12 protein-coding genes are annotated in these 12690 nt (G+C 70.3%); 8 read left to right on the plus strand and 4 right to left on the minus strand.

Going from position 1 to position 12690, the window contains the following annotated elements; genetic code table 11:
• The first annotated feature begins 121 nt into the window (after window positions 1-121).
• The 4 genes from WMF27_RS07460 to WMF27_RS07475 all read left to right on the plus strand — a co-directional run bounded on the left by WMF27_RS07460 (window position 122) and on the right by WMF27_RS07475 (window position 3483).
• The gene (locus WMF27_RS07460; protein WP_437944031.1) at window positions 122-448 is read left to right on the plus strand and encodes an acyl carrier protein; all 327 of its coding nucleotides are present in this window, start codon (window positions 122-124) and stop codon (window positions 446-448) included.
• The gene (locus tag WMF27_RS07465; protein WP_437769608.1) at window positions 445-1389 is read left to right on the plus strand and encodes an SAM-dependent methyltransferase; all 945 of its coding nucleotides are present in this window, start codon (window positions 445-447) and stop codon (window positions 1387-1389) included. The genes WMF27_RS07460 and WMF27_RS07465 overlap by 4 nt, the downstream gene beginning before the upstream one ends.
• Window positions 1386-3059 carry an AMP-binding protein gene (locus tag WMF27_RS07470; protein WP_437944032.1) on the plus strand — a complete coding sequence of 558 codons (1674 nt, stop codon included), beginning with the start codon at window positions 1386-1388 and terminating at the stop codon, window positions 3057-3059. Before WMF27_RS07465 ends, WMF27_RS07470 begins: the two co-directional genes overlap by 4 nt.
• A 238-nt stretch (window positions 3060-3297) precedes the next feature.
• Window positions 3298-3483 carry a hypothetical protein gene (locus WMF27_RS07475; protein WP_437944033.1) on the plus strand — a complete coding sequence of 62 codons (186 nt, stop codon included), beginning with the start codon at window positions 3298-3300 and terminating at the stop codon, window positions 3481-3483.
• Window positions 3484-3542: 59 nt separating this feature from the next.
• Here the strand turns inward: WMF27_RS07475 and WMF27_RS07480 are convergent, their stop codons facing one another.
• Entirely contained in the window at window positions 3543-4445 is a 903-nt protein-coding gene (locus tag WMF27_RS07480) for a glycoside hydrolase family 5 protein (protein WP_437769605.1), read from the minus strand.
• Window positions 4446-4452: 7 nt separating this feature from the next.
• On the opposite strand from WMF27_RS07480, the gene WMF27_RS07485 reads away from it, so the two are divergent.
• Together WMF27_RS07485 and WMF27_RS07490 are read left to right on the plus strand one after the other, a co-directional pair.
• Window positions 4453-4806, plus strand: coding sequence for a hypothetical protein (locus WMF27_RS07485; RefSeq protein WP_437944034.1), 354 nt, complete (start codon window positions 4453-4455; stop codon window positions 4804-4806).
• A gap of 390 nt (window positions 4807-5196) precedes the next feature.
• The gene (locus WMF27_RS07490) at window positions 5197-6582 is read left to right on the plus strand and encodes an MATE family efflux transporter (protein WP_437944035.1); all 1386 of its coding nucleotides are present in this window, start codon (window positions 5197-5199) and stop codon (window positions 6580-6582) included.
• Between the two features lie 73 nt (window positions 6583-6655).
• Here the strand turns inward: WMF27_RS07490 and WMF27_RS07495 are convergent, their stop codons facing one another.
• The 3 genes from WMF27_RS07495 to WMF27_RS07505 form a co-directional block, all read right to left on the minus strand.
• Window positions 6656-7294, minus strand: a complete 639-nt coding sequence (locus WMF27_RS07495) for a hypothetical protein (protein WP_437769602.1) — start codon at window positions 7292-7294, stop codon at window positions 6656-6658.
• A gap of 130 nt (window positions 7295-7424) precedes the next feature.
• Entirely contained in the window at window positions 7425-8825 is a 1401-nt protein-coding gene (locus tag WMF27_RS07500; RefSeq protein WP_437944036.1) for a sigma 54-interacting transcriptional regulator, read from the minus strand.
• Window positions 8826-8880: 55 nt separating this feature from the next.
• Window positions 8881-9309 (minus strand): Smr/MutS family protein, encoded by a 429-nt coding sequence (locus WMF27_RS07505; protein WP_437769600.1) that lies wholly within the window; start codon window positions 9307-9309, stop codon window positions 8881-8883.
• Window positions 9310-9708: 399 nt separating this feature from the next.
• On the opposite strand from WMF27_RS07505, the gene WMF27_RS07510 reads away from it, so the two are divergent.
• Together WMF27_RS07510 and WMF27_RS07515 are read left to right on the plus strand one after the other, a co-directional pair.
• A complete protein-coding gene (locus WMF27_RS07510; RefSeq protein WP_437944037.1) occupies window positions 9709-10629 on the plus strand; it encodes a hypothetical protein in 921 nt (306 codons plus the stop codon).
• A gap of 1544 nt (window positions 10630-12173) precedes the next feature.
• Entirely contained in the window at window positions 12174-12608 is a 435-nt protein-coding gene (locus WMF27_RS07515) for a hypothetical protein (protein ID WP_437944038.1), read from the plus strand.
• Window positions 12609-12690: the final 82 nt, after the last annotated feature.

Consider the following 12690-nt stretch of genomic DNA (forward strand, 5'->3'; position numbering starts at 1 on the left):
GCCATGGACGACGACTGGCGATCATGGTACGTCGCGCTACGGCCGTGACCGGCGCTGGCATGAGCATCTATCGCGCTGGCGTGCTGATGGTCGCGCGCCGAACCCTGGACTGGAGAGCGCGATGAACAAGAGCGAGGCGGCGCTTCGGAAGCAGCCGCAGGCGGCGGGCGGCGGAGATCCGGAGATCGCCAGAGAGGTCCGTACCATCATTGCAGAGCGATGTGGGATGAGCGTCGATGCGGTGACTCCCGACCTGTCGCTCGAGGGCGGCCTCGGCGTGGATTCACTGGCGCTCATCGAGGTCAACGTCGCGCTCGAGGAGCGATTCCAGATCGTGGCGCCCGACTTCGCGGCGCCCGATCAGGCGCAGATCAGCACGGTCGGCGACGTCATCGCCTTTGTCGAGGCGCAGCTCGCGGCGCGGGGCGGCCGGGGAGGGGCGCCTTGACCGCCCCGCGCACGCGCGCCGAGCGCGAGGCCGCCGTCCGGACGCCCGAGGAGCAGCGGGAGCACGAGCGGCGGGAGGTCGCCGCTCATTACCAGAACGACCCGGAGATATTCTCCATGGTCCTCGACAGCCGCCTGGCCTACGCGACAGGCATCTTCCTCGATCCTGCCGAGAGCCTGGAGGCGGCGCAAGAGCGCAAGTACGACTGGGTCCGCCGCGAGCTCGACATCCACCCCGGAGAGCGCGTCCTCGACGTCGGGTGCGGCTGGGGCTCGAACCTCCTCTATCTCGCCGAGCGCACCGGCGGGAGCTTCCAGGGCGTCACGCTGAGCGACAAGCAGCGGCAGGAGGCGCTCCGCCGTGCCGACAGGGCGGGCGTCGCCTCGCGCGTCCGCATCGACCTCGCTCATATCGAGGACATCGACCTCGCGCCCGAGTCGCTCGACGCCGTGCTCTTCGTGGGCAGCATCGTGCACATGCACAACCGCGAGCGGATCCACCAGAAGATCGCCGCCGCGCTGCGCCCGGGCGGCAGGCTGCTCATCTCCGACTGCTATTTCCCGGCGCGCGCCCGCGGGGACCGGGAGAGCTCCGCGACCCAGTACATCTTCGTCGAGGCGCTCGGCTATTGCCGCCTGATCTCGCTGGCCGAGGAGCTCGGGATGATCGAGCAGGCCGGCCTCGACGTCCGGCGCGTCGAGGACCTCACGAGCTCGTACGTGCACACGGTCGCCCGGTGGATCGACAACGTGCGCGCGAACCGCGCCCGGATCGACGCCCGCGCGCCCGGCTTCTCGCGGCTGCTCCAGACGTACATGACCGTGGGCCGGCTCTCCTTCGCGCGCCGCACCGCGCTCGAGTACATGATCGTGGCGACGAAGGGCGGCGGCCGCGAGCGCCTCGGCGTCGCGCCCTCGCCCGAGCCGGGGCGCGCGCCGTGAGCCGCGGGCCCTCTGCGCGCACGGTCGCGGGCCTGCTCAGGGCGCGCGCCGAGGCGACGCCGGATCGATTCGGGTTCTATCACAAGCAGCAAGGCGAGTTCGTCGGCTGGTCGTGGGCGGAGTACTGGCGCCGCGCGTGCGCGGCGGCGTCGGGCCTGCTCGCGGCGGGGGTGCGCCCGGGCGATCGCGTGCTCCTGCTCGTGACGGACGTGGAGGTGGCGGTGCCGTGCCTCTTCGGCGTCTGGGTGCTCGGCGCGGTGCCGATCCAGGTCGGGGTGCCCTATCGGCTCACGGACGTGCCGGCGTTCCTCGGCGAGCTCCGGAGGACGGCCGCCCGCGTCGGCGCGCGCGCGCTCGTGGTCTCGTCCGCGCTGCTCGGCTTCGCGCAGGGCGAAGGGGGGGCGGACGGCCTCGTCCAGCTCGCCGCCGAGCCGCTGCTCGACGCGCCCCTCGCGGGCTCGCTGCCCGATCCGGAGCGCGCGCCCGGGCCCGCGCTCATCCAGCTCACGAGCGGCAGCACCGGGCACCCGCGCGGCGTGGTGATCCCGCACGAGCGGCTGATGCTGCACCTCGACGCGATGAGCCAGCGGCTCCCGGTGCGCGGCGAGGGCGCGGGGGGCGTCTCGTGGCTGCCGCTCCACCACGACATGGGCCTCGTCGGCGGGCTGCTCTTCCCGCTCTTCAACGACTTCCCCGTTCACATGCTCTCGCCGCTCGAGTTCCGGACGCGGCCGTTCTCGTGGCTCGCGGAGATGTCGAGCATCCGGGGCGTCATCTCGCTCGGGCCGCCGAGCGCCTATGCCATCTGCATCGGCCTCGCCCGCCGCGCCGCCGAGGCGGGCCTCGATCTCGGCGCGTGGCGGTGCGCGATGATCGGCGCCGAGCCGATCTCCCCCGCCTTGCTCCGCCGCTTCGCCGAGGCGTTCGCGCCCTGCGGCTTCCGCGTCGAGGCGTTCTTCCCCGTCTACGGGCTGGCCGAGGCGACGGTCGCCGTGACCTTCCCCGACCTCTACGCCGAGCCGCGCGCCCTCACGGTGGACCGCGGCCTCCTGGAGCGCGAGGGCCGCGTCGAGGCGGCTGCGCCTGGCCCCCTCTCGCTGGAGCTCACCGGCGTCGGCAGGCCGATCCCGCGCACGGAGATCCGGATCGTGGACGCCCAGCGCAGCCCCGTCCCGGAGCGCACGGTGGGGGAGATCGAGGTGCGCTCGGAGACGGTGATGGAGGGCTATTTCAACGAGCCCGAGGCGACCGCCGAGGCGCTCGTGGGCGGGTGGCTGCGCACGGGCGATCTCGGGTTCATCGATCGCGGGACGCTGTTCGTCACCGGCCGGAAGAAGGAGGTGATCATCAAGGGCGGTCACACGATGATCCCCGCCGTGATCGAGGAGATCGCCGCCCGGGTCGACGGGATCCGGGCCGGGTGCGTGGTCGCGGTCGGGCTGTTCGTCGAGGAGCGCCAGACCGAGTCGGTCTATGTGGTGGCCGAGACGCGCGCCGAGGCGTCCGAGCACGCCGGCCTCGCGGAGCGCGTGCGCGAGGCGCTGCGGGCGAACGGCGTCACGGTCGACCAGGTCGTCCTGGTCCCGCCGGGCGAGCTGCCCAAGACGACGAGCGGCAAGCTGCGACGCCGGGAGGTCGCCGAGCGGCTGCGCGCGGGAGGGCTTCGCTGAAGCGCGCGACGAGCTCCCTCCACGGGACTACGGTTGGACGCTGCGGCAGCGCAGAGACGTGGTTTCGGGGGAACTGACGGAACTGCCGTTTGCCAGGGGACCGTCCTTCAGAGGTCTTTTCCGTTCGTCTCAACCACGGACAGACGCGGCGCGGCTCGGCCGATTTCGCGGGCGCTGCAGGGCTGTGCGCGATAGATCCCGGAATCGCTCTCCGGAGCACAACCGAACGGGACCGTCCATGTTGAGCAGCCTGCGAGACCCCAAGTCCACCTGTCCCGCCCCGCTTTCGCCCGAGGCGCGCGCGTGGGAGCTGGAGCAGCTCCGGGCGCTCGGCCTCGAGGACGACGACTGGTGCTCGGACGATCAATGCCCCTTCTGTGCCGGGCGGCCCCTGTCCGTGGAGAGCAAACGAGCGCACGGGTGAGCGGCGCCCTCGGTCGGGGCCGGGTCACCGGCGCGAGCGGCCGGTGACCCGCACGGGGATCACTCTGCGATCTTCCCCTTCACCCACTTGCCCGACTCGGTGAGGTCGTTGTCGTTCCAGTTGCCCATCTGGTTTGCGTTGGGCCTGAGCGCGGAGCACGCCTCGGCCTTGTCGCCCAGCGACCAGTTGGCCCAGCTGATGTTGTGCGAGTCCAGGAAGTCGAGCCAGGTCTGCGACTCGCCGAGGTTGAGCTGGCCGTTGCCGTCGGCGGAGCAGGTCCCCCACTCGGTCACGAAGAGCGCCAGCTTCTTGTTGATGGCCTTCTGGGCCTTCTCGCGCAGCGACGCCTTGTGCGTGTTGGCGTAGAAGTGGAGGGTGTACGCCACGTTCTGATCGCTGAGGGGATTGTCCGCGGCGATGTCGACGTCCTGCGACCAGTTCGGCGAGCCGACGATGATCAGGTTGTTCGCGCCCTGGCCGCGGATCTCGGAGATCACCGCCTCGGCGTAGGACTTCACCGCGGGCCAGGTGTTCGTGTTGAGGGGCTCGTTGAAGACCTCGAAGATGACGTTGGGCGTGTTCTTGTAGGCCTGCGCCACCTCGCGGAAGTAGCTCCTCGCCTGGTCCATGTGCTGGTGCGCGTTGTGATCGTGCCAGTCGAGGATGACGTAGATGCCCTTCGCGATCGCCGCGTCGGCGATGGTCTTCGCCTTGGCCTTCTGGGCGCCCGCGTCCTGGAGGTACCCGTCTTCGCCCTCGATGCCCATGGCGGCGCGGACGACGGTCGACTCCCAGTTGTCCGCGAGCGAGTTGACGACATTGCCGTTGTAGTAGTTGCTCCACTGGCTCCAGAACAGGCTCATGCCTTTGAGCTGGACCGGGGACCCGTGCTCGCCGACGATGTTGCCGTTCATGACCCGGAGCCGGCCATGGCGCTCGACCGGCGTGCCGTCCGTGGGCACCCCCCCGGTGCTCGCGCTCGTCGTGGACGAGGCCGATGTCGTCGCGCTCGCCGACGTCGTCGAGGCGCTCGAGGTCGTCGCGCTCGCCGACGTCGTCGAGGCGCTCGAGGTCGTCGCGCTCGCCGACGTCGTCGAGGCGCTCGAGGTCGTCGCGCTCGCGGAGGTCGCCCCGCCGCCGCCCGCGCCGCCCGCGCCGCCCGCGCCGTCCTCCGTCCCCGCGTCACCGCAGCCGAGCAGCACGGTGGCTTGCAACGCAACCACTGCAAGGCCGAATGACCACCTCGACCTGCCAAGCACACCGCGAAGCAAAACGCTTTTCATCATGTCCTCCAAGAGAAGTATCCGGATGGCGCGGCATTAAAAGGGCAGTTCAGCGCCATGGCAAGCCCTCTGCGCGCCTCTGATCAAGGGATAAAATCCACGCTGTGTGCATGGAAAAATACAGTGTCGGTGCGCGCAGGTCCCACGTGCGGCCGGTGGTCTCCAGGCCACGTTGTTCCCCTCGGGGGTCGGGGGCCCCCCCTGGGCAACCGCCCATCCATGCGCAGGGCGTCCCTATCGCTCAGGAAATCGCGAGCGAGCGCCCCGGCGACGTCGCTCGCCGCCACGTGGATGTCCGTGTACACGAACCTGCCGCACTGCGCTTCTCCAAGAGGCATCGATACGCGGGGATACGGGAAGGGACAACCCTGCCCGCGCGGCCGTGCTCCTTCATGGCGAGATGCCCTTCGGCAGAGTAGGATGCGGCGCTTTGCAATCGGTCAACCCTGCCCCCGCTCTCCCTCGCCCTCGTTTGCTGGAGATCACCTGGCCCATCTTCAGCGAGAACCTGCTGCACATGCTCGTCGGCATGTTCGGCGTATGGCTGGTCAGCCGCCTCTCGGACGAGGCCGCCGCCGCGTACGGGCTGTCCAACCAGATCATGTTGACCTTCATGATCACCTTTCGCTTCGTCAGCGTCGGCGCGAGCGTGGTGGTCACCCAGGTTCTCGGCGCGCGGGACCGCGCCGGGGCGGAGCAGGTCGCGCGGGCGTCGCTCGCGGCCAATCTGTGGCTCGGCGTCTTCAGCTTCGCCGTCATCGCGGTCGGCGCGAGGCCGCTGCTCGAGCTGATGCGCCTGCCGCCTTCCCTGTTCCCGATCGCGGAGCCTTACCTGATCGCGGTCGGCGTGATGCTGGCGTTCGACGCGGTGAATTTCTCGATGGGCGCTGTGCTGCGCGCGCACACCTACACCCGCGACACGCTGCGCCTCATCATCGTCATGTACGCCGTGCAGCTCGCGCTCAGCCTGCCGCTCATGTTCGGTGTCGGCGGGGCGCCGGGGCTCGGCATGATGGGGCTCGCGCTCGCCGCGGTGGTCGGGCGCGCGCTCTCGTTCTGGATGCACCGGCAGCTCTGGATCTCGCGCCTCGGCATCCGCCCGACCTTCGAGGATTTCTGGCGCATTCGCCCCGATCGCCTCCGCGAGATGCTGCACATCGGCCTGCCGGGGGCGGGCGAGAACGTGGTCTATCGCATCAGCTTCATGATCATCCTCGCGATGGTCGCCAACATGGGGCAGACGGCGCTCACCACCCATACGTACACGATGCAGATCATGCACTTCCTGCTCCTGTTCGGCATGGCGATCGGCTTCGGGACCGAGATCGTGGTCGGGCACCACATCGGCGCCGGCGATCTGCAGGGCGCCGATCGCCTGGTGCGCGGCGGCCTGGCGATCGGGCTCTGCGTGTGCGTGAGCCTGGTGATCGCCACCGCGCTGCTCGGCCCCCGCCTGCTCGGCCTCTTCTCGCGCGATCCCGAGGTGATCGCCACCGGCTCCCGGCTGCTGTGGCTGACCCTCCTGGTCGAGCCGGGCCGCACGCTCAACCTGGTCGTCATCAACGGGCTCCGCGCCACCGGCGACGCCCGCTTCCCGGTCGGGTTCGGCGTCTTCTCGATGTTCGCCGTGGCCGTCGGGCTGTCCTGGCTGCTCGGCGTCCACCTCGGCTGGGGGCTCGTCGGCATCTGGGTCGCCTACGCCGCCGACGAGTGGGTCCGCGGGCTGGTCATGGCCGCGCGCTGGCACTTCCACGGCTGGGTGCCCCACGCGCGGCGCACCTTCCGCCGGGTGCGGCTGAGCAGCCGCCCCGCGTGAGCGCTCGCTGATCGACCGCCCCGAGCGAGGGTGAAGCGCCGCCCCGCGGAGGGCGGGCGGGGCGCCGGTCGTCTCATCCCGCGGGCGCGCTCACCTTCTCGGTGACGGCCATGCACAGCGCGGCCACGCCGCGCCGCGGGACGGTGACGAGCTTGTCGCGGAAGCTGGCGCGCTGATCGGTGTAGAGCTTCGACACCTTGTGCGAGAGGATCGTCGAGCTCCAGACCGCGACCACGTCGGCCCAGCGGAGATCGGCGTCGGCCTTCGTCGCATTGCGGTGGCCCTCTCCGTCCACGATGCGGATCTCGACCTCGCCCGCGAGCAGCTGCCGCAGGTCCTCGGACGTGCCTGGCCCGCCGCCGACCACGAGCAGCCTCCGCAGCCCGCGCGCGTGGAACGCGCCGATCATCGCGAGCGCTGCCCGCTTGTTCGCGGAGCTGCCGCAGAGGTCGCAGACGGCGTCGGCGCCGACCTCGACCACGCGGAGCCCGGCCTTCGGCGGCAGCTTCGCGCACTCGGCGCAGCGGCGCTCGACCCGCTCCTCCGCCGGCGCCGGCGGCGGGGGGCGACCGAGCGCCTGCTGCGCCTGGCCCGCGAGCTCCGCCGGGAGGAAGTCCGCGGGGTGGCGGAGCTCCGTCGCTGGCGCATGCTCCGCGAGCCAGAGGAGCAGATCGGTTTCTGAAATATTCAGAGATTTTGCGAGGTTGCGCACACGGACGGATCGCGCCATTGCGACGCGACTGTGACATGTGCAGCACCGCTGCGCCCTTTTCTATCGCAGGGGATGGTGGTCTCTTGCACCGATGCGGCCCGGCGCGGGCGGCGGCCCGTTCGCGCGCGGCTCAGTCGAGGGCGGCGGCGCGGCGCAGCCCGTGGCGCTGGAGGAGGCGGTGGAGGTACATCCGGTCGAGCCCTGCTTTGCGCGCGGCGCGGCTCACGTTGCCGTTCGACCACGCCAGCAGGGCGGCGAGGTAGCGCCGCTCGAACTGGTCGATGATCGCGTCCTTCGCCTCCTTGAAGGGCATCTCGAGGTTCGCGGCGGGCTCCTCGGGCGCGGCGCCCGGCGGCGCTGCGCTGCGCTCGGGCGCCGCCGCCCCCATGGCGGCGCCCTCGCCGAGCACGACGCGGCGCTCGACGTAGTTCCTCAGCTCTCGCACGTTGCCGGGCCAGTCGTAACGCTTCATGTCCTCGATGACCTCGGGGGAGAAGAGGTGCACCTTGTCGACGGCGCCGAGCTCGTTCAGGAAGCAGTGGACGAGGAGGCCGATGTCCTCCTTGCGCTCCCGGAGCGGCGGGACGCGCACGGTGAGCACCGAGAGACGGTAGTAGAGGTCCTCGCGGAACCTGCCGCTGTTCACCTCGCGCTCCAGGCGCCGGTTCGTGGCGGCGATCACCCGGATATCGACCTTGCGCACCCGGCTCTCGCCGAGCCTGCGCACCTCGCGCGAGGCGAGGGCGCGGAGGAGCTTCGGCTGCATCTCCAGCGGCAGCTCGCCGATCTCGTCGAGGAAGACGGTGCCGCCGTCGGCCTCCTCGAAGGCGCCGGCGCGGTCGCGCGTGGCGCCCGTGAAGGAGCCGCGCACGTGGCCGAACAGCTCGCTTTCGATGAGGCTCGGCGAGATGGCGCCGCAGTCGACGATGACGAGCGGCTTGTCGGCGCGGGCGCCGCGCTGGACGAGCTCGGTGGCGATGACCTCCTTGCCCGTGCCGTTCTCGCCCTCGATCAGCACGTCGGGCGCGCTCTTCGCCACGCGATCGAGGACGGGGAAGAGGCGCCGCATGGGGACCGACACGCCCTGGAGCGCCCCGAAGCTGACCGCGCGCGCGAGCTCGGTCTCGGCGACGGCGTCGGCGTCGCGGATGCGCACGACCGACTCGCCGAGCTCGATGCGGCACTCCGGCAGGATGGCGTCGGCGTCCCGCACGCGGACGCCGGCGATGGTCGTCCCGTTGAGCGAGCCGACGTCCGTCAGCCGGAACGTGGACTTCACGCGCTCGAGGATGCAGTGGAAGCGGGACACGGCGCGGTCGGCGAGCACCAGGTCGTTGCTCTGGTGGGAGCCGATGCGGATGAAATCGCCGTCGAGCACCATGACCCGGCTCGCGGGCTTGCCCGCCTCGCGCTCGACGCACAGCTCGAGCCGGGGCACCGCGAGCACCTCGCCCTTCGCCATGCGGGGCTCCGTGGAGGCCGCGAGGCTCGGCGGGCCGGGGTCGTCGGGCGTGGCGGGAGGGCGCGGCATGCGCGCCATCTTACGCGCGAGCCTGTGCTCGTCCAGAGGCGGCCCTGCCGGCGGCTCAGGGCGAGAGGCCGCCGCCCGCCGGCTTGAGCCACACGACGGTGGCCCCCCACCCGCCGCGGGAGGCCGGGGCGTCGCGGAAGCCGTCGACGGCCGGGTGGCGCGAGAGGACGGCCCGGACGACGCGGCGCTGCACGCCCTTGCCGCGGCCGTGGATGATGCGCACCTCGCGGAACCCGCGCAGCTGCGCCTCGTGGAGGTACTCCTCGACCACGGAGGCGACGTCGCGCGGGGCGAACGTGTGCAGGTCGATCGCGTCCTCGATCGGCATGACCACGACGTCGTCGCCGCCGGGCGGCTCGGGCGCCTCCTCGGGCGCCTCCTCGGGCGGCCCGGCCCCGGGCGCGTCGAGCCCGGCGAGACCGGGGGGCGCGGGCGCGCGGGGCGAGAGCGCGCGGTCGAGCCATGCGCGGAGCCGGCGGAGCATCCCGCGCGGTGTAGCCGAGCCGGAGGCGCCCGCCACCGCTCGACATCGAGGGCGACCTGCTCGGGCCGAGCGGTCCCACCGCCGGATGGGATGCGGATCTCCCCGCCCATCGACGGGGCACCCGCCATGACAGAGGCTGTTTTGTAAGCCCCGCAACGAGGCCCCCGTTGAGCGGACCAGGGGTTTGTAAGACCTGTAACGGGTTGACCTCCCGCCTCGGTCCGATGACGTGAGCGACCCGCCCGCATCGCCGCCGCGGCCCTGGCGGCACGATCTCGCCGGTGCTGATCCGCCGGCCGACGGCTGGCCGGCCGGCCGAGCGAATTGAACCAGCCGCTGCTTTCATGGCAGGGTCCGCGGAACGCGTCGTATCGATGTGACGTGAGGGAAGGGAGACCCATGGGCGGCAACAAGGGAAAGAAGTCGGACAAGGCCGAAAAGAAGGGGGCGCGGCGCTCGCGCGATGGCAAGTCCAGCGGCGCCGATCCGGCGGCGCTCATCGCGGCTGCGCGGGCGGACGCCTTCGCCGACGAGGCGCCCGCGCGCGCCTTCGCGCACTTCCGGGCGCTCGCGGAGCAGGTGCCCGCGGCGGACCTACCCATCTTCACGGGCCAGCCGCTCCTCATGCGCGCGAACGTCAAGGCTGCGCTCGACGCCGTGGAGCCGCACCTGCCCGCGGCGGTGAGCGCGCTCCGCGAGCCGAGGCTCAAAGAGGTCTTCGAGCTGCCGTCGCTGGTCATGGCGTTGGATTTCGCCGCGGCGCGCGTGCCTGTCGCGAAGCTCAGCGCGGGGGATATCGAGAAGATGCTCGCGGAGGGGGCCCCGTGGCGCGAGCTGATGCTGACCTTCCTCGAGGTCGCGTCGCATCCTCTGCTCGGCTTCCTGCCGCGGGAGCGCGTCGCGGCGGTGCGCGCGGGCTCCGGCAAGCTCGACAAGGCGCGCGATTTCGTCGCCCTTCCAGGGCTCTTCGCCGAGTTCTCCGAGGCGCTCGCCGGCAAGCACCCGTTCCCCGCCGACAAGCTCGATCTGCTCGCCACGCTGGGTGGCGCGCTCGTGCAGCAGGTGCGCCCCGGCAACGCCGCCGCGACGGTGGCGAAGCGCACCTCCGAGTCGATCCTGCGCGACCAGCTCGCGTCGCTCGTCGCCGACCGCTACGACCGGCTGCAGGTGCTCGCGGCCGTCGCGCTCGGCAAGCGCAAGGCGGACGAGCTCCTGCCCGCGCTCCGCTCGGCGGTCGCGCTGGGCGCTCCGGCGACGGCCGGCGCGCCGGCGCCGCAGGCCGACGGCGCCGGGGCCGCGGCGGAGATGGTGAGCGAGTGAGGGGGTGAACGGGCCGGAGCGGCGAGCGCGGAGCAGCAGGGGCCGCGACGTCGCTCGCTGGCTCGGCCGGCCGACGCCTCCGACGTGGCGTATGCCGGTTCTGCCCTGGCCGGGCGTGCGGCGGGCCACGCAGGTCGAAGGCGACGCCGGGCGCTGGTGACTGGCCGTTCGTCGGCCAGCTGGTTGACTGACACTCCGGCCGCACAGCCGCGTGCGCACAAGATGCGCCTGGGACGGTCGAACCGCCCTTCCATCGACTAGCTAAAATTCTCAAGTTTTCATTGACGCCCGAATCACACCCGGAAAAACTGTTCGCGTCCCCACACTGCGCGTGTCGGGGTTCGGTCGGGGGACCGTCACCACCATGTCGATGCGCTCACAAGGCAACGTCTGCCTGCTTTGCGCATGTGCGCTCGTCCTTGTTCCGGCGTCGGCGCAGGCACTCGAGTTCAGCAGTGGCGTGAGCGTGGGCGGGATCCAGGTCGGGACTGAACCCAAGCTGGCCGTGAGCCCCTTCGCCGGCTGGCTCTGGCGAAAAGAGAGGGACTTCCGGATCGAAGTCCACAACATGCTCAGCATCATTCCGGGGGCACGCGTAGGGGTCTACGATCGAACGGCGGTTACCGTTGGATACGTCACGAAGACGGGCAACGTCAGCCTTGGTCCATCCCTGTCGCTCTACTCGATGCCGGTACAGTGTGGAAAGATCGAGGACGAAGCGCAGCGGACAGCGTGTCGGGATGGCGCATACGCTAGATATAAGAGCTGTCGAGAAGGTTGCGAGCTGACAAGCAATAAGAGCTGTGACGAGAAGTATCAGGATTGCATGGACCGCGCTCCATGGCGGTCTTGTGCAAGGCCAAATTCTGGAGACGCAGGCCAGACGATGTGTCGAACCTGCTATGGACGGTGCAAGTCCGGGGATCCTACATCGCCGGAGTGCAAAAAGTGTTTGTTCTGAGGTTCCAATGGCTATTCACGTCACTACAAATGAGGACATTCGGAGCGCGGTCCGACGCGGGTCTCGCCTTCCTGTGCGGTTCATGCGCGATAACGTGCTGGAGGGGCCGTGCGCGTCCGATCCCGAAGGCCATTGTGAGCAGCGGTGCGATTATTGGAACCTCCAAGGGCGGGAAAGGGCACAATTTCGTTCGCGGTTTCACGATGTTATCGATGCGTTGAGATCGCGGCATAGAATCGTCGTGTGGACGTCCGGGTTGTGGAGGGATAGGCTGATGCTGTGGGCGCTCTGCGCGTGGAGGCTCCGCTATCGGCCCGAGCACCCTGACCTCGACATGGTCGTCCTGGGAGATGCGCCGGAGGATGGGTTTAGCCGTGGATTCGTCCGCGTGAAGCCGGCCGACGCACGCCGCGGTCAGGACGACGCGCGCGCTCAATCTCGGACGCGCGTCCAGCACATGGCGCGCTCTTGGCGAAAGCTATCCGGTCGGTCTCCGATCCTGTCCACCGAGGGTGGGCGCGCAGATCGAGCACGGAAGGAACTCGTAGAGCTGGGCACCCACCAAGCTGCATTCTTTCCTCGGGTGGACGGCAACGCGCTCACCCTGTCTTGGGTTGACCAGCTCTTGTTCGCGTGTCTAGGAAAAAACTGGTTGACGCCCGCTGACGTATTCATGCACCGCTCATCGGCTGGCGAAGAGCTGCGCAGTGGTTGGGGGGAACGCATCGGCGACGTCTTTATCGCCATGCGGCTGCGCCAGTGGGCAGATCACCGTGGGGCCGAGGCGGCGCTGGAGAGTGTGCCCGATAGGACGGACAGACGACCCATGCTGGAGGCTCGCTACAGGTTGACGGCTGCCGGCGATGAAATAAAGCGACACGGTCTTGCTGAAATCGCTCAAGGACCGCCGGTGCCGGTGTGGGGTGTCACGGCGTACGATCCGCTGGATCCTTGGGTCGTGGTGGACGACGGCACAGATCACAGGCGCATGAAGCTACTTGAAAAGCGCGCCACGTAGGGCGTGGCGTGGCGCGCTGAGGCGTACGTCGGCCCAGACCCATGGCGAGCCCACTTTTCTGGTCGAGGCAGGCAGGCCGCGT

Source organism: Sorangium sp. So ce281, assembly GCF_051527395.1.
GTDB classification, from domain to species: domain Bacteria; phylum Myxococcota_A; class Polyangia; order Polyangiales; family Polyangiaceae; genus Sorangium; species Sorangium cellulosum_B.